Source organism: Bradyrhizobium sp. USDA 4473, from assembly GCF_054063335.1.
In genome coordinates, this window is the sequence record NZ_JBSSGE010000001.1 from 1,529,864 (window position 1) to 1,552,593 (window position 22,730).

19 protein-coding genes are annotated in these 22,730 nt (G+C 66.0%); 12 read left to right on the plus strand and 7 right to left on the minus strand.

The features are described 5' to 3' along the window. Positions 1-143 precede the first annotated feature (143 nt). Complete coding sequence (locus ACVW17_RS07140) at positions 144-1,148, plus strand: 2-hydroxyacid dehydrogenase (protein WP_456751181.1); 1,005 nt, start codon at positions 144-146, stop codon at positions 1,146-1,148. A 276-nt stretch (positions 1,149-1,424) separates the two neighbouring features. Here ACVW17_RS07140 and ACVW17_RS07145 read toward each other — a convergent pair whose 3' ends face one another. Continuing rightward, the gene (locus ACVW17_RS07145; RefSeq protein WP_456751182.1) at positions 1,425-2,336 is read right to left on the minus strand and encodes a LysR family transcriptional regulator; all 912 of its coding nucleotides are present in this window, start codon (positions 2,334-2,336) and stop codon (positions 1,425-1,427) included. 123 nt (positions 2,337-2,459) lie between these two features. On the opposite strand from ACVW17_RS07145, the gene ACVW17_RS07150 reads away from it, so the two are divergent. Next, positions 2,460-3,467, plus strand: a complete 1,008-nt coding sequence (locus ACVW17_RS07150; RefSeq protein WP_456751183.1) for an aldo/keto reductase — start codon at positions 2,460-2,462, stop codon at positions 3,465-3,467. Here the strand turns inward: ACVW17_RS07150 and ACVW17_RS07155 are convergent. Then, positions 3,464-4,270, minus strand: a complete 807-nt coding sequence (locus ACVW17_RS07155) for a HesA/MoeB/ThiF family protein (protein ID WP_456751184.1) — start codon at positions 4,268-4,270, stop codon at positions 3,464-3,466. The two genes, ACVW17_RS07150 and ACVW17_RS07155, sit on opposite strands and share 4 nt — an antisense overlap. Before the next feature lie 248 nt (positions 4,271-4,518). On the opposite strand from ACVW17_RS07155, the gene ACVW17_RS07160 reads away from it, so the two are divergent. Further along, a complete protein-coding gene (locus ACVW17_RS07160) occupies positions 4,519-5,877 on the plus strand; it encodes a serine protease (protein ID WP_456796984.1) in 1,359 nt (452 codons plus the stop codon). A 79-nt stretch (positions 5,878-5,956) separates the two neighbouring features. Here ACVW17_RS07160 and ACVW17_RS07165 read toward each other — a convergent pair whose 3' ends face one another. The 3 genes from ACVW17_RS07165 to mutM form a co-directional block, all read right to left on the minus strand. Further along, positions 5,957-6,805 carry an HNH endonuclease gene (locus tag ACVW17_RS07165; protein ID WP_456751186.1) on the minus strand — a complete coding sequence of 283 codons (849 nt, stop codon included), beginning with the start codon at positions 6,803-6,805 and terminating at the stop codon, positions 5,957-5,959. Positions 6,806-6,894: 89 nt separating this feature from the next. Beyond that, positions 6,895-8,574: a gamma-glutamyltransferase gene (gene ggt, locus ACVW17_RS07170; protein ID WP_456751187.1), complete on the minus strand. Its 1,680-nt coding sequence runs from the start codon at positions 8,572-8,574 to the stop codon at positions 6,895-6,897. Between the two features lie 37 nt (positions 8,575-8,611). Continuing rightward, positions 8,612-9,493: a bifunctional DNA-formamidopyrimidine glycosylase/DNA-(apurinic or apyrimidinic site) lyase gene (mutM, locus tag ACVW17_RS07175; RefSeq protein WP_456751188.1), complete on the minus strand. Its 882-nt coding sequence runs from the start codon at positions 9,491-9,493 to the stop codon at positions 8,612-8,614. A 128-nt stretch (positions 9,494-9,621) separates the two neighbouring features. Here mutM and ubiE point away from each other — a divergent pair, with 128 nt between their 5' ends. From ubiE to ACVW17_RS07215, 8 genes are all read left to right on the plus strand, one after another. After that, complete coding sequence (gene ubiE, locus ACVW17_RS07180) at positions 9,622-10,383, plus strand: bifunctional demethylmenaquinone methyltransferase/2-methoxy-6-polyprenyl-1,4-benzoquinol methylase UbiE (RefSeq protein WP_456756359.1); 762 nt, start codon at positions 9,622-9,624, stop codon at positions 10,381-10,383. Beyond that, positions 10,380-11,954, plus strand: a complete 1,575-nt coding sequence (gene ubiB, locus ACVW17_RS07185) for a 2-polyprenylphenol 6-hydroxylase (protein ID WP_456751189.1) — start codon at positions 10,380-10,382, stop codon at positions 11,952-11,954. The genes ubiE and ubiB overlap by 4 nt, the downstream gene beginning before the upstream one ends. Before the next feature lie 96 nt (positions 11,955-12,050). Next, a complete protein-coding gene (coaBC, locus tag ACVW17_RS07190) occupies positions 12,051-13,475 on the plus strand; it encodes a bifunctional phosphopantothenoylcysteine decarboxylase/phosphopantothenate--cysteine ligase CoaBC (protein WP_456751190.1) in 1,425 nt (474 codons plus the stop codon). Then, positions 13,472-13,930 (plus strand): dUTP diphosphatase, encoded by a 459-nt coding sequence (dut, locus tag ACVW17_RS07195; protein WP_456751191.1) that lies wholly within the window; start codon positions 13,472-13,474, stop codon positions 13,928-13,930. Before coaBC ends, dut begins: the two co-directional genes overlap by 4 nt. A gap of 501 nt (positions 13,931-14,431) precedes the next feature. Continuing rightward, positions 14,432-16,942, plus strand: coding sequence for an ATP-binding protein (locus ACVW17_RS07200; RefSeq protein ID WP_456751192.1), 2,511 nt, complete (start codon positions 14,432-14,434; stop codon positions 16,940-16,942). After that, the gene (gene tsaE / locus ACVW17_RS07205; protein WP_456751193.1) at positions 16,939-18,462 is read left to right on the plus strand and encodes a tRNA (adenosine(37)-N6)-threonylcarbamoyltransferase complex ATPase subunit type 1 TsaE; all 1,524 of its coding nucleotides are present in this window, start codon (positions 16,939-16,941) and stop codon (positions 18,460-18,462) included. Before ACVW17_RS07200 ends, tsaE begins: the two co-directional genes overlap by 4 nt. Before the next feature lie 99 nt (positions 18,463-18,561). After that, complete coding sequence (locus tag ACVW17_RS07210) at positions 18,562-18,882, plus strand: PilZ domain-containing protein (protein ID WP_456756360.1); 321 nt, start codon at positions 18,562-18,564, stop codon at positions 18,880-18,882. A gap of 129 nt (positions 18,883-19,011) precedes the next feature. Continuing rightward, positions 19,012-19,734 carry a nucleotidyltransferase family protein gene (locus tag ACVW17_RS07215; RefSeq protein WP_456751194.1) on the plus strand — a complete coding sequence of 241 codons (723 nt, stop codon included), beginning with the start codon at positions 19,012-19,014 and terminating at the stop codon, positions 19,732-19,734. A gap of 12 nt (positions 19,735-19,746) precedes the next feature. Here the strand turns inward: ACVW17_RS07215 and ACVW17_RS07220 are convergent, their stop codons facing one another. Further along, positions 19,747-20,760 (minus strand): DUF2891 domain-containing protein, encoded by a 1,014-nt coding sequence (locus ACVW17_RS07220; protein WP_456751195.1) that lies wholly within the window; start codon positions 20,758-20,760, stop codon positions 19,747-19,749. Next, a complete protein-coding gene (locus ACVW17_RS07225; protein ID WP_456751196.1) occupies positions 20,757-21,659 on the minus strand; it encodes a hypothetical protein in 903 nt (300 codons plus the stop codon). The genes ACVW17_RS07220 and ACVW17_RS07225 overlap by 4 nt, the downstream gene beginning before the upstream one ends. A gap of 79 nt (positions 21,660-21,738) precedes the next feature. On the opposite strand from ACVW17_RS07225, the gene ACVW17_RS07230 reads away from it, so the two are divergent. Then, on the plus strand, positions 21,739-22,695 hold the full coding sequence (locus ACVW17_RS07230) for a LysR family transcriptional regulator (protein ID WP_456751197.1): 957 nt from the start codon (positions 21,739-21,741) through the stop codon (positions 22,693-22,695). Positions 22,696-22,730: the final 35 nt, after the last annotated feature.

Sequence of the window (22,730 nt, forward strand, 5' to 3'; positions counted from 1 at the left end):
AAGCCGGGGCAAGTATCGGGGAACCCTAGGAAACGCGAAGGAAACGCCGGGACAGCGCGGCTATCAGCAGTGTCGAACAACCGGGTTAATGAGGCCTCAACGGCTCGGTTTTTGGCGAGCCGCGCGCCTCATGAAAGCAGGACATGTCGGTGAAGAAAAAGCCTCTCGTCGTCGTCACCCGCAAGCTGCCGGACTCGATCGAGACCCGGATGCGCGAGCTGTTCGACGCCAGACTGAATCTCGACGACACGCCGATGACGCCGGAACAGATCGCGGAGGCGGCGAGGACCGCCGACGTGCTGGTGCCGACCGTGACCGACATGGTCCGCGAGGACGTGATCAACCAGCCCGACTGCAAGCTGAAGATGATCGCCAATTTCGGCAACGGCGTCGACAATATCGATGTGGCGGCCGCGCATGCCCGCGGCATCACGGTGACCAACACGCCGAAGGTGCTGACCGAGGACACCGCCGACATGACCATGGCGCTGATCCTGGCGGTGCCGCGCCGCATGATCGAGGGTGCCTCGATCCTGACCGAAGGCAAGCAGCATTGGGCGGGCTGGTCGCCGACCTGGATGCTCGGCCATCGCATCGGCGGGAAAAGGCTCGGCATCATCGGCATGGGCCGCATCGGCCAGGCCGTGGCACGTCGCGCCCGCGCCTTCGGCCTGCAGATCCACTATCACAATCGCCGTCCGGTGGCGCCCGTGATCGCCGACGAACTCGGCGCGACCTATTGGGAAAGCCTCGACCAGATGCTGGCGCGGATGGACATCATCTCGGTGAACTGCCCGCACACGCCGGCGACCTATCACCTGCTGTCGGCGCGGCGGCTCAAGCTCATCCGGAAAGAGGCCTATATCGTCAACACCGCGCGCGGCGAGGTGATCGACGAGGACACGCTGATCAAGCTGATCGAAGCCGGCGATGTCGGCGGCGCCGGCCTCGACGTCTATGAGCACGAGCCCGCGGTCAATCCGAAGCTGGTGCGGCTCGCCAGGGCCGGCAAGGTGACGCTGCTGCCGCATATGGGCTCGGCCACCATCGAAGGCCGCGTCGAGATGGGCGAGAAGGTGATCATCAATATCCGAACCTTCCTCGACGCCCACAAGCCGCCGGATCGCGTGCTGCCGAGCATGCTGTAGGGCGCTTCTGATACGGATAAAGGCAACCGCCTCATGCCTAACCTCCCCTTGAAAAGGGGAGGCCGCTTTGCTCGACAGAGCCGGCTGACCCCCATCCCGACCTTCCCCCTTTCAGGGGGAAGGGGAAGGGAGATCCTGCCGCAAAGGCCCCGGCTATCAAAACAGCGAAAACAACCCCATGCAAAGGAGCCGGTGCGGCCGGCGAAGGTAGCGGGATGCAGCCACGGCGGCAATCACGCATGAGGTATCGTCCCGGCGATGCGGTAGCAGCGCGCCCTATTTCTTTTTCCGCGCCTGCTTGCGCCAATCGGCGACGAACGACACGAAGGCGGCGAGTGCCGGCGGCGGCTGGCGCCGGCTCGGATAATACAGGAACGGCCCGTCGAACGGCGGGCACCAGTCATCCAGCACGCTGATCAGCGCGCCGGATTTGACGCCGTAGCGGACATAGCCTTCGAACGTCGCCCAGTAGCCGACGCCGTCATGGACCGCGCGCAGCGCGAGGCCGAGATGGGTCGCGGTCAGCTTGGCCGGCGGCGAAATCTTCACCACGCGGCCGTTCTTCTCGAACTCCCAGTCAAACATCAGGCCGTTGCTGAAGCGGCTGCGGATGCAGGCATGCGCCAGCAGATCCTTCGGCTGCATCGGCCGGCCGTGCTTTGCGACGTAATCACGCGACGCCACCACCGCGTAGCGCTGCGGCGCGCCGAGTGGAACCGCCACCATGTCCTGCGCCAGGTGCTCGCCGTAGCGCACGCCGGCGTCGAAGCCCTGCGCGACGATGTCGACGAACGCGCTCTCGGCGACGAGGTCGAGGTCGACCTGCGGATATCTGGCGAGGAACGGCGCGATCATCGGCGCCAGCACCAGATCGACGGCAGGCGGCGGTGCGTTGATGCGCAGCCGCCCCGACGGCTCGGCGCGCAGACCACGCACCTCGGTGATCGCATCGGCGACATTGACCATGGCCGGTGCGACGCGGGCGAGCAGCAGTTCGCCGGCCTCGGTCAGCGCGACGCTGCGGGTGGTGCGGTTCATCAGGCGGACGCCGAGCCGCTCCTCCATGTCGCGCAGGCGCTGGCTGAGGCTCGAAACCGAGACGCGGCTCTCCAGCGCCGCACGCCGGAAATTGCGGGTGCGCGCCACCGCAACGAAGGCGTCGAGGTCGCGAAGGTCGAAATCCTGCATTGTTCGATATAGTGAACAACCCATTCTCGATTGTCCAGCTTATCCCAAAAGCGGTAGCGGCCCATATCAGCCGCGTCATTTTGGCGGCGGATCATCTGCCGCGACCTCCCAGGGAGCACCACCATGGACACACCCAAACTCGGTTCCACCGGCCCCACAGTTTCGCAGATCGGCCTCGGCTGCATGGGCATGTCCGACTTCTACGGCCCGACCGACCGGAGCGAGAGCATCGCCACCATCCATGCCGCGCTCGACGCCGGCATCACGCTGCTCGACACCGGCGACTTCTACGGCATGGGCCACAACGAGATGCTGATCGGCGAGGCGCTGAAGAGCCGCAGCCGCGACAATCTCGTGATCAGCGTCAAGTTCGGCGCGCTGCGTGATCGCAACTACGGCTTTCACGGCTATGACAGCCGTCCGGTCGCCGTGAAGAATTTCGTCGCCTATTCGCTGCAGCGGCTCGGCGTCGATCACATCGACATCTACCGCCCGGCGCGGCTCGATCCCAATGTGCCGATCGAGGACACGGTCGGCGCGATGGCCGACATGATCAAGGCCGGCTGGATCAAACATATCGGGCTGTCAGAGGTCGGCTCCGACACCATCCGCCGCGCCCACAGGGTGCATCCGATCGCCGACCTGCAGATCGAATATTCGCTGATCTCGCGCGGCATCGAGACCGACATTCTCAAGACCTGCCGCGAGCTCGGCATCGGCATCACCGCCTATGGCGTCCTGGCGCGCGGGCTGATCAGCGGGCACTGGTCGAAGGACCGCGGCGGCGAGAAGGATTTCCGCCTGCTGAGCCCGCGCTTCCAAGCCGGCAATATCGACACCAACCTCGCGCTCGCCGATCGGCTGCGCGCCATCGCCGGCGAGATCGGCGCCTCTCCGGCGCAGGTCGCGATTGCCTGGGTCGCGGCGCAAGGCAAGGACATCGTGCCGCTGGTCGGCGCGCGGCGGCGCGAGCGGCTGACCGAGGCGCGCGGCGCGCTCGATGTGAAGCTGACCGCGGCGCATCTTGCCGCACTGGCAGAGGCATTTCCGCCCGGCGCCGCCGCCGGCGGACGCTATCCGGAGGAGCACCTGCGGCACATGGACAGCGAGAAGCCCGCAAAGGCGTCCTAACTGACTACATGCCCGCTCAGATCGGTGATGACTGGCGCATCACCGTTGAGCGGGTTCTGCGGGTCGCGCGCGTAGCGCAGGGTTTCGAACCGCATTGCGCGCGCGTCCACCATTAGCAGGCGGCCGACCAAGCCCTCGCCGAAGCCGACGATCTCGCGGATCGCCTCCAGCGCCATCATCGATCCCAAGACGCCCGCGAGCGCGCCCATCACGCCGGCCTCGGCGCAGGCCGGCACCGTGCCCGGCGGCGGCGCTTCCGGAAACAGGCAGCGATAGGTCGGGTTGAACTCGCCTTCGGCATTCCTTTCATGCGCGCGGATCGTGGTCAGCGAACCGTCGAACTGTCCGAGTGCCGCCGTGATCAGCGGCCGCTTCGCGAGGAAGCAGGCATCGGCGACGAGATAGCGGGTCTCGAAATTGTCGGAGCCGTCGAGCACCAGATCGTAGTTCGCAATCAGCGCCATTGCATTGTCGGCGGTGAGCCGCATCGGATGCGCCTCGAACGTCACATGCGGATTGAGCGCGTGGATTTGCGCCGCCGCGCTATCGACCTTGCGCTGGCCGATGTCGGATGTCGTATGGATGATCTGGCGCTGCAAATTGGAGAGCGAGACGACATCGTCATCGATCACGCCGAGCCGGCCGACGCCGGCGGCGGCCAGATACATCAGCACCGGCGCGCCGAGGCCGCCGGCGCCGATCACCAGCACCGACGCCTGCTTCAGCGCATTCTGGCCGGGACCACCCACCTCGCGCAGCACGATGTGGCGGGCATAACGTTCGAGCTCGTCAGCACTCAGCATTGTCTCATCAGTCCTACCCGTATCCCCTCATGGTGAGGAGCGCGGCACGCGCGTCTCGAACCATGAAGGCCCCATCTGTGGCCTCATCCTTCGAGACGCGGCTCACGCCGCTCCTCCAGCGACAACGGCAAAGCCGTTGCGCGGGGATGAGGGTTGAAACCTGAACCGGAGCGCGGTTGTTGCCGACCAAGCAGATGTGCTTAATTACGTCGACGTCAATGGTTTCAGTCATTTCCACCGGATTTGTCATGAGATTGGTGCTTTCGGCAACATTGATGGTCGCGATGATCGGCGCGGCGAACGCCCAGTTGACGCCGCCGACCACCGCCGGGGCCAAGCCGAAGGCGGTGACCACGGTGCCGGTTCGCCCCGCGTTGCAAAAGCCGGAGGATACCGCCAACGCAATGGCGCAGGCCGATCGGCTGGCGCTGCAATCCGACCTCGCCTGGGTCGGCGAATATAACGGCGCGATATCAGGCGACGTCAGCGAGCGCATGGTCAATGCGATCAAGGAATTCCAGAAGAACCGCGGTGGCAAGCCGACCGGGGTGCTGAACCCGCAGGAGCGCGGCGTGCTCGCCGACACTGCGCGGCGGAAACAGGAGAGCGTCGCCTGGCGGATCGTCACCGAGCCTGCCACCGGGGCGCGGCTCGGCATTCCGACTAAACTGGTGCCGCAGGTCACCAGCGATGCCTCCGGCGCCAGATGGACCTCGCCGACCGGCACGGTCCAGGTGCTCTTGACCCGGCGCAAGGAAGCGAGCCCGACCACCGCGAAGCTTGCCGAGCAGGAAAAGAAGGAGCCGGCCGGCCGCACCATCGATTACACCGTGGTGAAGCCTGATTTTTTCGTGCTGTCGGGCCTCCAGGGGCTGAAGAAGTTCTATCTGCGCGGCACTTTGAAGGGCGATGAGGTCCGCATCCTCACCATCCTCTACGACCAGGCGATGCAAACCACCGTCGAGCCGGTGGTGATCGCGATGTCGAGTGCCTTCAATGCATTCCCATCGGGCGTGCAGGCCGGCCCGCCGCCGCGCAAGACTGTCGAATATGGCACCGGCGTCGTGGTCAGCGACGACGGCGCTGTTGTCACCGACCGCGTGGCGACCGCCGACTGCATCGCGCTGACGATCCCGGGCTACGGCAATGCCGATCGGGTCGCCGAGGACAAGGAGCACGATCTCGCGCTGCTGCGCATCTACGGCGCGCGCGGGCTGAAGCCGCTCAACATCGCGGGCCAGGCGACGCAGACCGCGCTCGAGATCACGGGGATCGCCGATCCGCAGAACCAGGGCGGCGGCACGGCCGCGAGCAGCCTCAAGGCTTCGGTCGCGCAACTCGGCGGCGGCGACCAGGCGCTGTCACCGCCGCCGGCGGTCGGATTTTCCGGCGCAGCGGCGCTCGACGGCAGCGGCAAGTTTGCCGGCATCGCATTGCTGAGGCCGGTCATCGTCGCGGGCCCTGCGACCGCCGCACCACCGGCGCAGGCCGCGCTGGTGCCGGCCGACACCGTGCGCAGTTTCCTGAAGGCGCAGGGCGTTACCGCGTCAGGCGAATCGGCGGACGCCAAGGCCGCCGTGGTCCGCGTGATCTGCGTCAGGAGGTAAGGTCACCTCGCCCCGCTTGTAGGGAACTATGCACCTGACATGCCGTGATTCTGAACGACGACCGAAAGTATTTTTTCGTCTATGCGCTCGTGAGGTCTTGGTAGCCCTCTACGAAATGTCGCGAGGGATCGATCGGACCCGCTATGACGCAGTAGACTGGAGTAGAGAGACTTCCGGGGACTAGAAGTCCCATGCCAGCAAATAAGCGAAATTTGACGAGTACGTAGCGTGCGCCCTTGGGAGAAGACCAAGTGTCAATTCCAACTCTGAAGTCGATATCCACCGGTGGTGGAAGATCTGGTTCGCTGCCAATGACGTAAGCCCCGTTATTGTGTCGACCTAAGATAAGATCGGGCAACCAATGATCGAAAGCGTTGATGCCGAAATGAGCTACGGCAAATCCATGGGCTACCTTTGCTAAAAATTTGGCGAAGTGCCAATTCTTGATTTCGAATTTGAAATTGAAGGATTTGGCACCCTCGATATCATTGGGCAACCTGCTATCAATGTACCAATGACGAATCTTCACCCACTCCCAATTATCGCTGGGGGGAGCGCCCGTCATCACCCCAGGTAGTGGGAAGTGCAGTAGGGCGACCCCTGACGGATGATTAGATATAGGAAGGGAAAATTGCTTGCGATCACCCGACTGAAAATCGACGGTGAGGGGAAGTTCGGTAGGTCGGTTTTTCGTACCGCGGCGAGATTTTATGCCCGTGGAAAGGCGGAATTCCCAGAACACCTTGCGGGCGATATAGCCTTCAATATTGCTGGTTATGCCCGAACACTTTCTGCAGCTCGCCTTTGGGAAAATGATGTTACCGCCGAGTGATGTCGGGATGATATGCTCGTCCTCAAGTGGAAGGCCGCCCCCGCTAGAGCCGCAATAAATACATCGGTTTGCGGGACGCAGTTTGGGAAAGTCCATGATCCAGCAAGATTCGTTGGATACAAAACGTGACGAAGATTGTTTTACCTCTCCCCGCAAGAGCGGGGCGAGGGAGCCCAGCCAGCCCGTTACCGCAACGCAAATCTGACTCCGGCCCGCGCCAGACCGCCGGCAATCCCGACCGGCGTGCCGTCGGCGCGCCAGCAGGCTGCGCCCGACATCGTGCCGTCCTCATGGAACTGGATCGCGTTCATGCCGCCGGCAACCGTCGGCACCACCTGCACCTTGTGGCCTTTCGCTGCCAGCGCCGCGCGGATGCTCTCCGGCACCGCCTGCTCGACTTCCAGCGCATTGCCCTCGGTCCACACCCGCGGCGCCTCGACCGCTTCCTGCAGATCCATGCCGTGATCGATCAGATTGATCAGCGCCTGCATCGCGCTCGGGAAGATGCGCTTGCCGCCGGGCAGACCCAGCGCATAGGCGAGCTTGCCGTCGCGCAGCGCCATCATCGGCGACATCGAGGTGGTGACGCGCTTGCCCGCGGCGAGCGACAGCGCGTGTCCCGGCCGCGGATCGAACAGGTTCATGTAATTGTTCGGCACGGTGCCGAGGCCCGGGATCAGGATCTTGGCGCCGAACAGATTGTTGATGGTCTGGGTGGTCGCGACCACATTGCCCATCGCATCCGCTGCCGTCATGTGCGTGGTGTGCGCGCTCTCGAGTTGCGTGACGCCGGCACCCCACGCCTGCGCGCGATTGGCATCGATCGCGCCGCGACGCTCGTCGGCATAGGCCTTCGAGGTCAGCCGCTCCACCGGGACATTGATATAGGCGGGATCGCCGCTCGCGGCCGCGCGATCGGCAAAGGCGATCTTCAGCACCTCGGCGAGATAATGGATCGTCTCGGCCGTGCCGAAGCCGAGCCGCGCGACGTCATAACCTTCGAGGATGTTCAGCATCTGCGTGATGTGCACGCCTGACGCCGCCGGCGGCGGCGGCCCGAGGATTTCCCAGCCGCGGTAGTCACAGCGGATCGGCTGCCGCTCGACGGTCTTGTAGGTCGCGAGATCCTGTTGCGCGATGAAGCCACCGTTCCGCTTCATGTAGTCGACCAGGATGTCGCCGAGCGGCCCCTGGTAGAGCGCATTGTCGCCGTGGTCGGCGATGTATCTCAGGGTCTCGGCATATTCGGCCTGCACCACGCGCTCGCCGGGTTTCAGCGGCGCGCCATCGGGCAGATAGATCGCCGCAATCGGCCTGTCCTTCAGCATCTCCTCGGCGCCGTCGGTGATGCATTCATGCAAGTACGGCGTCGCCGCATAGCCGCGCGCGGCATGCTTGATCGCGGGCTGCATGACGTCGGCAAGGCTCATGGTGCCGAAGCGGCGCAGCGTCTCGCACCACGCCTTCAGCGAGCCCGGCACCGCGACCGCCTTCGGCCCGTTCAAATTCTCGTTGCCGACGGTGTCGAACACGTCATGCGCCGAACCGGGCTTCGAGGTGTAAGTGTCCGGCCGCACCGCCTGCGGCACCGTGCTCTGGCCGTCGATGAAGCGGTGGCTGCCGTCGGCGAGGCGGATATGGGCCATGCCGCCGCCGATGATGCCGACCATCATCGGCTCGACCACGGTCAGCGTGAACAACGTGGCGATCGCCGCATCGATCGCATTGCCGCCGGCCGCGAGCATCTCGGCGCCGGCACTCGATGCCAGCGGATGATTGCTCACCACCATGCCGCGGCTGCTGGTGGCCGGCTGCTTCTCACATTGAAAACTTGTCGCGGCGCGATCGCGCCAATTGCCGCCCATGATCCGCACTCCCTTTATTGTTATTCTTGCATGGCTGTCACTTCTGGCACTTCGGGCACCAGAACGTCGAACGGCCGTTCTGGGTAAAGCGCCTGACGATGCCCTCGCAACCCGACGTGCGGCAGGACTCGCCCTCGCGGTCGTAGACCTGGAACGAATGCTGGAAATAGCCGAGATCGCCGTTGGTCAGGCGATGGTCGCTGATCGAGGAGCCGCCGGCCTTGATCGCCTGGTTGAGCACCGAATGGATCGCGTCGACCAGCCGTTTGGCGTGGTCGGTCGGCTCGGCCTTCTTGGTCGCGAGCGTCGCGGCCAATCGCCGCGGCGACAGATGCGAACGAAACAGTGCCTCGCAGACATAGATATTGCCAAGTCCCGCCACCACGCGCTGATCGAGCAGCGCCGCCTTCAGGCTGGTCTTCTTGTTGTGACAGGAGCGCGCCAGCATTGCCGCGTCGAACGCATTGCCGAGCGGCTCCGGGCCGAGGCCCTTCAACAGCGGCTCATCCTCGATCGCGTCGCGGGCGATGATCTTCATGTAGCCGAAGCGCCTGGGATCGTTGAACACGACGGCTGCGCCCGAGGACATGTGGAACACGACGTGATCATGCGCGCGATCGTCGCTGCGCGGATGGTGGAATTGCCCCGGCGTCGCCGCGCCTTCCGGCTTCAGCACGCGGAACGAGCCCGACATGCCCAGATGCATCAGCAGCACGTCGCCGGAGTTAAGGTCCGCCATCAAATATTTGGCACGGCGGCCGAGCCCGGTGATGGTCCGGCCTTCGAGGCGGGCGATAAAGTCTTTTTGAAACGGAAATCGCAAATCCTTGCGGCGGGCCTCGGCCTTGAGGATCTTGGAGCCTTCCATGGCCGGTTGCAGGCCGCGGCGGACGGTCTCGACTTCGGGTAATTCCGGCATGGCGGGCATTCACCTTTTGGAAGTGACGTGATAGCGCCATTGCGGCCGCCGCGCTATGGTTTGGCTGGAGCGTCTTCGAGCTCGAAAACGCGACCAAAAAGGGCCAAAAAGGGTAAGAGTTCTGAGTGATGGATCGGCCGGATCAAACCACCCATTTCGGCTTCAGGGACGTGCCCCTGGGCGAGAAGCAGACGCTGGTGAACGATGTGTTTCACAGCGTGGCACAACGCTACGACCTGATGAACGATCTGATGTCGGCAGGCCTGCACCGGGCCTGGAAGGACGTCATGATCACGACGCTCGACCCACCGAAGGGCGACCGCCCGTTCGCGCTGCTCGACGTCGCCGGCGGCACCGGCGACATCTCGTTCCGCGCCGCCAAGGCCGCGGGCGCCGGCTTCCATGCCACGGTCTGCGACATCAACACCGACATGCTCGCGGTCGGCCGCGAGCGCGCCGCCAAACAGCATCTCGATGACCGCGTGTCGTTCGTCGAGGGCAATGCCGAGGCGTTGGCTTTCGCCGACCGTTCGTTCGACGCCTACACCATCGCTTTCGGCATCCGCAACGTGCCGCAGATCGAGCTGGCGCTGCGCGAGGCCTATCGGGTGCTCAAGCCCGGCAGCCGCTTCCTGTGCCTGGAATTCTCCACCGTCGACGTGCCCGGCCTCGACCGGATCTACGATCTGTTTTCCTTCAAGGTAATCCCGCCGCTCGGCCGCGCCGTCACCGGTGATGCCGAGTCCTATCAATATCTCGTCGAGTCGATCCGCAAATTCCCGCGGCCGAACGCGTTCGCCGAGATGATCGGCGCCGCCGGCTTTGCGCGCGTGAAGTGGCAGAGCCTCTCCGGCGGCATCGTGGCGCTGCATTCGGGCTGGCGTTTGTGATCTCTGCACTGACCCACATCGCGCGGCTTGCCCGCGCCGGTTTCGTGTTTGCGCGCGAGGGCGTGTTCGGGGTCGTCGATCCCGCGCTGGTGCCGCCGCCGGGACAACTCGCATTGAAGATGGCGCGGCTGATCGAGCGCCGCTCGGCCAAGTCAGGGCCGCGGCTGTCACGCGCGCTGACTCGGCTCGGGCCGGCCTATCTCAAGCTGGGGCAATTCCTCGCCACCCGTCCCGACGTGGTCGGCGTCGCGATGGCGCGCGACCTCGAAAGCCTGCAGGACCGGCTGCCGCCATTCGCGCAGCAAGAGGCCGAGACCGTCATCACGCAATCGCTGGAACGGCCGGTATCGCAGGCCTTCGTACATCTGGGCCCGGCGGTCGCCGCAGCCTCGATCGCACAGGTACATCGCGGCGAGGTCGAGCGCGACGGCGTGCGCCAGCAGGTTGCGGTCAAGGTGCTCCGGCCCAACGTCGCCGCGCGCTTCCGCCGCGACCTCAGCGACTTCTTCTTTGTCGCGCACAAGGCCGAGGCGCATTCCGCCGAGGCAAGGCGCTTGAGGCTGATCGAAGTCATCAATACGATGTCGCGCTCGGTCGCGATGGAGATGGATCTGCGGCTGGAGGCGGCCGCGCTGTCCGAGATGGCCGAGAACACCCGCGACGATCCGGACTTCCGCGTGCCCACCGTGGATTGGGATCGCACCGCGCACAGCGTGCTGACGATGGAATGGATCGACGGCATTGCGCTGAACGATCACGCGCGCCTGGCGCAGGCCCAGGTCGACCTGCCCGATCTCGGCCGCAAGGTGATCCAGAGCTTCCTGCGCCACGCGCTGCGCGACGGCTTCTTCCATGCCGACATGCATCCGGGCAATCTGTTCCTCGACGAGGCCGGCCGCCTCGTTGCGGTGGATTTCGGCATCATGGGTCGGCTCGGGCTGAAGGAGCGGCGCTTCCTGGCCGAGATCCTGCTCGGCTTCATCACCCGCGACTATCGCCGCGTCGCCGAGGTGCATTTCGAGGCCGGCTATGTGCCGGGCCACCATTCGGTGGAGAATTTTGCGCAAGCCATCCGCGCCATCGGCGAGCCGATCCACAACCGTACCGCCGAGGAAATCTCGATGGCGAAGCTGCTGACGCTTCTGCTCGAGGTCACCGGCCTGTTCGACATGCAGACGCGCCCCGAGCTGATCCTGCTGCAGAAGACCATGGTGGTGGTCGAGGGCGTGGCGCGCGGCTTCGACCCCAAGCTCGACATCTGGAAGATCGCCGACCCGGTGGTGCGCGAATGGATCACGCAGAATCTCGGGCCGGCCGGCCGCATCCAGGGCGCGATCTCGGGCGCAGGCGAGCTCGGTCGCGTCCTTGCCAATTTGCCGTCGATTGCCAACCGCGCCGTGACGGTGCTCGAGCAGCTCGAGACCATGACGCGGGAGGGCCACACGCTGTCGTCGGATTCGATCGACGAAATGGCCCGCGCCGAGGCCCGCAAGGAGCGGGTCCAGACCATAGGCCTTTGGGTCATTGCGATCGCCTCCATCGCGATCTTTTTCGCCATCCGAGCGCACTGATTGCAATGCATGCACCATGTGATAGCATCGCTATCATACGCATGATCTTGTCGGAAAACCGCTTCGCACTTTTCCGGATCATGCCTGGGGCATGCCATGGCCAGCCTGACCATCCGCAAACTCGACGACACCCTGAAAGCCTATCTGCGGCTGCGGTCCGCCAAAAACGGGCGCTCGGTCGAAGAGGAGATCCGGGTCATCCTCCGGGACCTCGCCGAGGGCGGTACAGAGCCTGCGGAGGCGCCCAGATCGGGCTCCGCCACGCCCGCAGCGCCTGCGCCGCGGGCCGGCAGCGCGGCCGGCGAGGCCCGGGTGACCCTGATCATCGGCGGCGGGATCGCGGCCTACAAGGCGCTGGATCTGATCCGGCGGCTCAAGGAACGGCACATCCAGGTCCGCTGCGTGCTGACCAAGGCGGCCCAGCAGTTCGTCACCCCGCTCGCCGCCAGCGCGCTGTCGCATGAGCGCGTTTATACCGACCTGTTCGACGCCGAGAGCGAGTTCGACGCCGGCCATATCCGCCTGGCGCGGGACTGCGACCTGATCGTGGTGGCACCGGCGACCGCCGACCTGATGGCCAAGATGGCGCAGGGCCATGCCGACGACCTCGCCACCGCCACGCTGCTGGCGGCAAACCGGCAGATCCTGCTGGCGCCGGCGATGAATCCGCTGATGTGGAACAACCCGGCCACCCGCCGCAACGTGCTGCAGCTGCGCCGCGACGGCGTCCATACCGTCGGCCCCAATGCGGGCGAGATGGCCGAAGCCGGCGAGGCCGGCGTCGGGCGGATGGCCGAGCCTGTCGAGATCGCCGCCGCCGCCGAGCGCATGTTGCGGCCGCCGCAGCCGCGCCCGCTGGCCGGCAAGCGGGTGCTGATCACCGCCGGGCCGACCCACGAGGCGATCGATCCGGTCCGCTACATTGCCAACCGCTCGTCCGGCAAGCAGGGCTTTGCCATCGCGGCTGCCGCGCGCGCCGCCGGCGCCGAGGTCGTGCTGGTGACCGGGCCGGTCGAGCTCGACGATCCCCAGGGCATCTCGGTGATGCACGTGGAATCCGCGCGCGACATGCTGCACCGGGTCGAGGCGGCGCTGCCGGTCGACGTGGCGATCTTTGCCGCCGCAGTCGCCGACTGGCGGGTCGCCACCGAAGGCAGCCAGAAACTGAAGAAGACCACAGCCGGCATGCCGCCGCTGCAACTGGTCGAGAACCCCGACATCCTCGCGACAATTTCCAAGCTGAAGGAGAAGCGGCCGCCGCTGGTGATCGGCTTTGCCGCCGAGACCGAGCACCTGATCGAGAACGCCAAGGCCAAGTTCGCGCGCAAGGGCTGCGACTGGATCGTCGCCAACGACGTCTCGCCGGCGACCGGCGTGATGGGCGGCGACCGCAACACCGTCCATCTGCTCGCGCGCGAGGGCAAGGAGGTCACCGTCGATTCCTGGCCGGTCATGACCAAGGAAGAAGTCGCGACCGCGCTGGTGTCGCGGATCGCACGAGAAGTAGGAACCGGATCGTGAGCGCCACCATCAAGGTCGAAGTCCACCAATTGCCGCATGGCGCTGATCTGCTGCTGCCGATCTATCAGACCGATGGCGCAGCCGGGCTCGACCTGTTGGCCGCGGTGCCGCGGTCGGCGCCGCTGCTGCTGCTGCCGGGGCGCTACGAGATGGTTCCGACCGGGCTGACCATCGCGCTGCCGGCGGGCTATGAGGCGCAGGTGCGACCGCGCTCCGGGCTCGCCGCCAAATACGGCGTCACGGTGCTGAACTCGCCAGGCACGATCGACGCCGACTATCGCGGCGAGATCAACGTGCTGCTGATCAATCACGGCGAGCAGGTGTTCTCGATCCGGCGCGGCGAGCGCATCGCGCAGATGGTGATCGCGCCGGTCACACGGGCCGAGCTGGTTGCGGTCGAGGTGCTGTCGTCCACCGAGCGCGGCAGCGGCGGCTTCGGCTCGACCGGACGCTAGATCAGCGGGCGCCGGCTCACCTCGCCCCGCGTGCGGGGAGAGGTCGGAACGCATCGTCAGATGCGTTCCGGGTGAGGGGGGATCTCCGCGAGCGCAGCCATCACCCCATCTGCGGAGACGGCCCCTCACCCCAACCCTCTCCCCGTAAGAACGGGGCGAGGGAGCCCACCTGTCGTCGTAACCCGAGACGTGTGCGGATGCCTCTGGCAGATCACGCTGCTGAAGCGCACTCCCGCGTGAATACGGAGTCAATTCGCGTAAAATCCACACCACCGGCGCATTTTTTCACAGCGGATTCTGCGTTCACGGTCTGGACTCTTACTCGCCGAGTCCGGTTGGGACTATTCTGGATTGATTCGAGCGCGACGGGGGGTCTTCGTCGGGCTGTCGGGTCCTGCTCGGGCATGATCCACGGACAAACGCGAAACGTTTGCCGTGAGGGAACACCGGTCTCCTCATTTCCGGATCATGCCTCAAGGTTTGTGCGTTCTGGGGCAACATATGTCGGGCGTAGTCGCGGCAATGCGTCGAACCCTGCTGTCATGCACCTCACTGGCGCGCGACGGCATGATTGGGCTCGCCATCACCGCATTGCTGCCGGCCCGCGCCTCGTTCGCCGCCGAAAGCCTGGTCGCCCAGGCGATGTCGGATCATCTCGGCTTCAATCACCAGGAGGTCGCGGTGCTCGCGACGTCGTTCGCGCTGGTCGGCTTCTCCGCCGTCGCCGCGATCCTGTTGATGCGCACCCGGCTGCGCGCGACCCGCAATGAAGAACAGCTGCAATCCGAGATATCGGACCTGCAGGCGCAATCGGACCGGCTGCGCGCGCTGCTGTTCGTCGAGCCGCAGGTCCTGATCTCCTGGGCCGCGGGCGACAACCGGCCGCAGATCTCGGGCGACACCTCGCTGGTGATGTCGCAGGAAGGGTCGCCGCAGCGCGTCCTTGCCTTCGGAACCTGGCTGCCGCCCGAGCCGGCGCTGCAGATGGACCACGCCGTCGACGCGCTGCGCGAGAAGGGCGAGGCGTTCCTGCTCAACCTCTCCACCTCCGCCGGCCGCGCCATCGAGGCGATGGGCCGCGCGATCGGGGGACAAGCCATCGTCCGGATCCGCGAGCTCGGCGGCCTGCGCCGCGAACTCGCCGAATCCAACCTGCGCTACAAGACGCTGCAGGAGGAGACGGAGCTGCTGCGCGATTTCGCTGCCGCGGCACCCTGGCCGATCTGGGCCAAGAGCCTCGAGGGCAATCTGCGCTATGCCAACGCGGCCTATGTCCGCGCCACCGAGGGCAAGAGCGTGTCGGACGCGCTGCAGCGCAATCTCGAACTGCTCGAAAGCGACCAGCGCACCGAATTGACCCGCGCGCTGAACGACAATGCCAGCTATGCCGCGCGGCTGCCGATCGTGGTCAGCGGCGAGCGGCGGATCTACGACGTCCAGGCGCTCAAGCTTTCCGGCGGCACCGCCGGGATCGCGATCGACGCCAGCGAAGCCGCGGCGCTCCGTGCGGCGATCGCGCGGATGGTCGAAGCGCACCGGCGCACCCTCGACCAATTGTCCTCTGGCGTCGCGGTGTTCGACGCCGACCGCCGGCTCACCTTCTACAACGAATCCTATCGGCGGCTGTGGGGCCTCGACCAGGCCTTCCTCGACAGCAATCCCGACGATTCCAGCGTGCTCGACCGGCTGCGCGCCAACCGCAAGCTGCCCGAGCAGCCGGACTTCCGCGCCTGGAAGGCCAAGCTGCACGAGGCCTACCGCGCGGTCGAATCCGAGACCTATACCTGGTTCCTGCCCGACGGCCGCGCCATCCACGTCGTCACCACGCCGAACCTCGAGGGCGGCGTCACCTATCTGTTCGACAACGTCACCGAGAGCCTCGACCTCGCCCGCCGCTACGACCGCCTGACCCGGGTGCAGCGCGAGACCCTCGACAATCTCAGCGAAGCGGTCGCGGTGTTCGGCAGCAACGGCCGCGCCGAACTGTTCAACCCGCCGTTCGCCAAGATGTGGAAGCTGCCGCCTGACGCGCTGCAGGGCGAACCGCATATCGAGGCGGTGGAAGCGCTGTGCCGGCCGCTGTTCGACGACGCGCTGACCTGGCGGACGCTGCGCGAGCAGATCACCGCGATCGAGAACCGCGCCCAGGTCGCGCTCAAGCTCGAGCGCAGGGATGGCAGCGTGCTGAACTGCCTGACCATCCCGCTGCCCGACGGCAAGACCCTGCTCGCGTTCCAGGACATCACCGACACCGAGAATGTCGAGCGGGCGCTGCGCGAGCGCAACGAGGCGCTGGAAACCGCCGACCAGATGAAGGTCGATTTCGTCCACCACGTCTCCTACGAGCTGCGCGCGCCCCTCACCACCATCATCGGCTTCGCGCATTTCCTCAGCGATCCCTCGACCGGACCGCTGACCCCGAAGCAGGCCGAATATCTCGATTACGTCACCAAATCGACCAACGCGCTGCTGGCACTGACCAACAACATCCTCGATCTTGCCACCATCGACGCCGGCGCGATGAAGCTCGAGCTCGGCCCGGTCAATATCGGACAGGCGATCGAGGCCGCCGCCGAAGGCATCCAGGACCGGCTGGCCACCGACCGCATCGCGCTCAAGGTCGACATCGAGCCCAATATCGGCGCCTTCATCGGCGACGAGCGGCGCGTCGTGCAGGTGCTCTACAATCTGCTCGCCAATGCGGTCGGCTTCTCGCCGCATGACGCCACCGTCACGATCAGCGCGCACCGCACCGCGCACAGCGTGGTGTTTGCGGTGACCGATGCCGGTCCCGGCATTCCGCCCGAGATGCGCGACAAGGTGTTCAACTGGTTCGAGAGCCATTCCCATGGCTCGCGGCATCGCGGCGCCGGGCTCGGCCTGTCGCTGGTCCGCTCCTTCGTCGAGCTGCATGGCGGACGGGTGCGCGTCGATTCGACCGTAGGCCAGGGCACGACGGTGACCTGCGACTTCCCGATCGACCAGACCGCACATCGCAACGCTGCCGAATGACGGCGCCCTCGACATTCTCGGTGGCGCTCGCGAACGAAACCGCGACGTCAGAGCTGATGGCCGACCTCGCGCTGCTGATCGGCGCCGGCGACGTCATCACGCTGTCGGGCGACCTCGGCGCTGGCAAGACCGCGGCCGCGCGCGCGCTGATCCGCTACCTCGCCGACGACGATACGCTTGAGGTGCCGAGCCCGACCTTCACGCTGGCGCAGAGCTACGAGCTGCCGTCGTTTCCGCTTGTCCATGCCGACCTCTATCGCATCAATGACGCCAGCGAGCTCGAGGAGATCGGGCTGGCGCCATTGCCCGACGATATCGTGGCGCTGATCGAATGGCCGGAGCGCGCGCCCGACGCGATGCCCGCCGATCGCATCGACATCGCCTTCAGCCATCGCCCGGCGCTCGGATCGGCCGCGCGCGCGGCCGAGATCACCGGCCACGGCAAGGCCGCGGCGAAGGTCACCCGGCTGAACGAGCTGCGCCAGTTCCTCGATCGCGCGGGCTTCCTCACCGCCCGGCGTGAGCGGATGCCGGGCGATGCCTCGACCCGCTCCTATGCGCGGCTGCGCAATGACGACGGCAGCGTGATCCTGATGAACTCGCCGCGCCGCCCCGACGGCCCGGCGATCTACAACGGCAGGCCGTACAGCGCCGCGGTGCATCTCGCCGAAGATGTCAGGCCGTTCGTCGCGATCGGAAACGGTCTGCGCAAGCACGGCTTCTCCGCGCCTGCGATCCGCCACATCGATCTCGAATCCGGCTTCCTCATCACCGAGGATCTCGGCGCCGAAGGCGTCATCGCGGGCGATCCGCCGCAGCCGATCGCCGAGCGCTACGAGGCCGCCGTCGACATGCTCGCCGCGCTGCATCGCGAGGCGCTGCCCGACACGCTGCCGCTGACATCAAACGAGAGCTACGACATCCCGGTGTTCGATATCGACGCCTGGCTGATCGAGATCGGGCTGATGCTGGAATGGTATTTGCCCGACCGCGGCGTGCAGCCGAGCGAGGAGATCCGCAGCGAATTCCTCGGCATGTGGCGCGGCCTGCTGGAGAAGCCCGCTGCGGCCCCGCAGACCTGGGTGATCCGCGACTTCCATTCGCCGAACATCATCTGGCTTGCCGAACGCACCGGCATCCTGCGCGTCGGCATCATCGACTTCCAGGACGCAACGCTCGGCCCCGCGGCCTATGACGTGGTGTCGCTGCTGCAGGATGCGCGGATCGACGTGCCCGAGCAGCTCGAGCTGGCGCTGTTGACCCGCTACATCAAGGCGCGGCGCGCCACCGACGAGAACTTCGATCCGGCCGGGTTCGCCGAGCTCTATGCGATCATGTCGGCGCAGCGAAATACCCGCCTGCTCGGCACCTTCGCCCGGCTCAACCGGCGCGACGGCAAGCCGCACTACCTCAAGCACCAGCCCCGGATCTGGACCTATCTGGAGCGGTCGCTGGCGCATCCGGCGCTGACCAGCTTCCGGATCTGGTACACGGCCAACGTTCCTCCGCCGGTACCGTAGTTTACGGCTTGTTAGCCGTTTATTAGCCTTGGATCCCCTAAGCTTGCACCGGGTCGCACCACATCCTTGGCGCGGCCGGATCGGGAGCGGGACCAGACGATGGGGACGGAACGACGCAGGGGCGATCGTGTCACGTTTGAACGCGGCATCGCCGCGCACATGATGGGCATTGACGGCACCTGGCGGCGCGACTGCACCATGGAAGACGTGTCGGAGATGGGGGCCAAGCTCTCCGTCGAGGGCTCGGTCGAGGGCCTGAACCTGAAGGAGTTCTTTCTGCTGCTGTCGTCCACAGGATTGGCCTATCGCCGCTGCGAGTTGGCGTGGGTCAATGGCGATCAGATCGGCGTCAACTTCCTCAAACAAGGCGACAAGAAGAAGAAAACGGCCAAACGCGGCGCGCAGGCAGCCGACGTTTAGGCCAACCGTCGTCGTTAATGCCGTCTTACGGCCGTCATGTCCTATGACTATGGCGTCTGATTGATGTGCTTGCCGAATCGCCGTGATAGGATCGGCGCATGAGAGATGATGACCGAGAATATCCGGAAAATGCCCGTCACTCCCCATAAGGCCATGGTGCTCGCTGCGGGTCTCGGCGTCCGCATGCGCCCGCTGACCAACACGATGCCGAAGCCGCTGGTCAGCGTCGCCGGCCAGCCGCTGCTCGACCATGTGCTCGACAAGCTCGCCGGCGCCGGCGTCACTGAGGCCGTCGTCAACGTGCACTATCTGCCCGACCAGATCATCGAGCACGTCAAGACCCGCAGCCGCCCGCGCGTGATCATCTCCGACGAGCGCGACCAGGTGCTCGGCACCGGGGGCGCGGTCGTCAAGGCGCTGCCGCTGCTCGGCGATGCGCCGTTCTTCCATCTCAATGCCGACACGATGTGGATCGACGGCGTGCGGTCCAATCTGGGGCGGCTCGCGGAAGCCTTCGACCCCGAGCGGATGGATATCCTGCTCTTGATGGCGCCGACCGCCTCGAGCATCGGCTATGGCGGCCGCGGCGACTATTCGATGCTGCCGGACGGCGCGCTGCGCAAGCGGCGGGAGAACCAGGTGGTGCCGTTCGTCTATGCCGGTGCCGCGATCATGTCGCCGTCGCTGTTCGCGGACGCTCCGGCCGGCGAGTTCTCGCTGACCAAGATGTTCGACCGCGCCAATGAGCAGGAGCGGCTGTTCGGCCTGCGCCTCGACGGCGTCTGGATGCATGTCGGCACCCCAGACGCGATCCAGGCCGCGGAAGAAGCCTACCTGGAAAGCGTCGCGTAAGCGACGCCGTCGTCAATCGTCTCCGTCGATCGCAAGCACCGCAAAGCTCGCCAGCCAGTGCTCGCCCATATAGTCGCCGGCGATATGCGGCAGGCCGGCGTCGAGATGGCGTCGCGCGGCGTCGAGCAGGATCGCACGGCGCGTATCATCCTCCGGCAATGCACCGGCCAGCGCACGCCAGCACCATGCGCGGCTGAGATTGAGCCCATCGAGATGCGCCAGCTTGCCATCCGTGCGATCGGTCACCGTGGCAGGGCGGAACAGGGTTGCGGGCTCGCGTTGCGCAAGCCGCGGCAGGAAGCGATCGAACCAGGGCAGGAAGTCGCCCGGCGGCAGCAGCCGCCGCATGCACTCCGCTTCGATCAGTGCGGACGACTGGAAGTCGTCGCCGCTGGGCTCGCCCCAGGCGGGACAGTCCCGATCGGCGCCGTACCAGCGCAGCGCGGTCTCGCGCAGCAGCGCGCCGAATGCATCGTCCTGCGTCACGGCGGCATAATCGGCAGCCATGCGCAGCCCGAACGCGGTGTTGAAATGGGTGCCGACCCGCACCGGATAGGTGGCGAGCGGCAGGAAATCGCGAAAACGCTGCGCGAAGATTTCAGCGAGCGGCCCGATTCGATCGCGCCACCGCGCCCCGTCGAGCAATGAGAGCTCCGCTGCGAGCTTCAGCAGCCAACCCCAGCCATACGGCCGCTTGAAGCCGCGCGCCGTCGGCGCCGCGAGATAGGCGCATTCGGCCGCGATCTTCTCCGCAACGAACTGTTCGTTGAACAGGCTGCGGATATCATCTGCCACGTCGGATGCCGGATAGCGACGCAGCAGCCGTGCCAGCATCCAGTAGCTGTGGACGCAGGAGTGCCAATCGTAACTGCCGAAGAACACCGGATGCAGCTCGCGCGGCGTGCGCGCGTCCTGCGGACCCGCCAGCACATGATCCGGCTTGTTGGGATATTCGCGGCCGACATGGCCGAGCGCGATGCGGGCAAAACGGACGGCGAGGTCTTCGGTCAGGATCGGGTCGCTCATGACGGGGCTTGCTCCTTGCGCGCGCGCCGGACCAGCAGCTCGATCAGGCGCGGCGTCATATAGATCGGAAACTGGGTGGCCGCGAAGAACAGCGCCGTCATCGGCGACACCGCCGCGCCCATCGCCGACCAGATCAGTCCGACGTTGCGGTTGCCGAGAACGAGACCGCTGGTCAGCCGCGCAGCAAGATTGCCCGGCGTGAGTAGTACGCCAAATCCTTGCAGCGCGAGATTACAGGCGAAAGCGAGCCCGATGCAGGTCGCCGCCGCGATCGGCTGCGTTTCGATCTGCGCACGCACGCCGGCCATGGTGGCGATCGCAAACAGCAGCAGCGAGGCGAGCACGAGCGTATCGATGCTGCGCGAACGCCGCGCCAATTCTGCAGCGGCTTTTTGGCGCAGCAGCAACGCGACCGCGCCGGCGCCGCCGACCAGCAGCGCCAGCCGCACGGCAAGCGCCAGCGGATCGAGCGCGAGACCGGCAAAGCCGGCTGCGATCAGCGGCACCGTGACCGGCGCCAGCACCATCGACAACAGCGTCACTGCCAGCGGAACGGTGGCGTCGAAGCCGAGCATGCGCGCGACCGCCGCCGTGCCGCTCGACGGCGGCGCGCACACCGACAGCACCAGCGCGACGATCAGTTCGGTGCGAAGTCCGGCGCCGCGCGCGGCGAAGCCGACCGCCAGCGGACAGGCCAGCATCGCCAGCGCCGGCAATAGCAGCCAGACCAGCGGCCGCCGCAATGCGCGCCGGAACGCCGCGCCATCGGTCTGCACAAAGGTGCCGAGCACCAGAACGAAGATCGCCGCCGCCATCAGCGGGCGGACGGCGTCCGCCAGGGCAGGCAAAGCCAGTCCGGCCAGCACGCCGATGATCAACAAGGTGGGTCCCCGGGGCACCAGCCTTTCCAATGATCGCGCCAAATCCTCGGATCTCATCGCCATGTCCTGACCCAGCATACGACTGGGCAAATCATTGTTGAAATCGATTATTTCTATAAGCATTATTGCTGCAATGAATTTAGCTGCCGTCGATCTCAATCTGCTGGTCGCCTTCGAGGCGCTGATGGAGGAGCGCCATGTCACCCGCGCGGCCGAGCGCATTGGCCTGGCCCAACCATCGATGAGCAGCGCGCTGCGGCGGCTGCGCGCGCTGTTTGCCGACGAACTGTTCCTGCGCGCCGGCGCCGGCATGCAGCCGACCGAAAAGGCACTCGCGCTGGCCGGGCCGGTCGGCGAGGCGTTGCGGCAGATCAGAGGCGCGCTGGCGCCCGATCCTGCCTTCGATCCCGCCACCGCGCGACGACGCATCACCATCGCCGCCACCGACTATGGCGATCTGGTCCTGGTGCCGGAACTGACCCGCCTGTTGCGCATCGAGGCGCCCGGCATCGACCTTGCCGTGCGCCCACTGACCGAAGCGACGACGGCGCTCGCAAAACTCGAGCGCGGCGAACTCGACGCGCTGATCGGCGGCCATTTGCCGGAGTCGCCACGCTGCGTCCGGCACCGGCTGTTCGAAGAGCGCTTCGTCTGCATCCGCGCCGCCGCGCCCGCCAATCAATCGGAACGCCTGACCCTGCAAGATTATGCGGCCCTGCCGCATGCGCTGTTCTCGGCGGCCGGCGGCGATGGCCTGCCGAGCGTGATCGACGCGCTGCTGGCGCGCCATGGACTGAAACGACGAGTGGCCGTGACGCTTGCGCATGTGGTGGCCGTTCCCTTCGCGGTCACGGGCACCGATCTCATCGCCACGATGGCCGAGCGCGTCGCCCGCCGCTTTACGAATCTGGCCGATGTTGCGGTGGTCATGCCGCCGATCGACATTCCAGCCTTCGCGATCGACCTGATTCATGCAAGCCGTGCTGCTGAGGATCCGGCGCTGCGCTGGTTCCTGGATGCCATCGATCGCTGCGTCGCCGGATTGCGATCATGAGCGGTTGAGCATGAGGGGTGGCTAACGACGGCCGC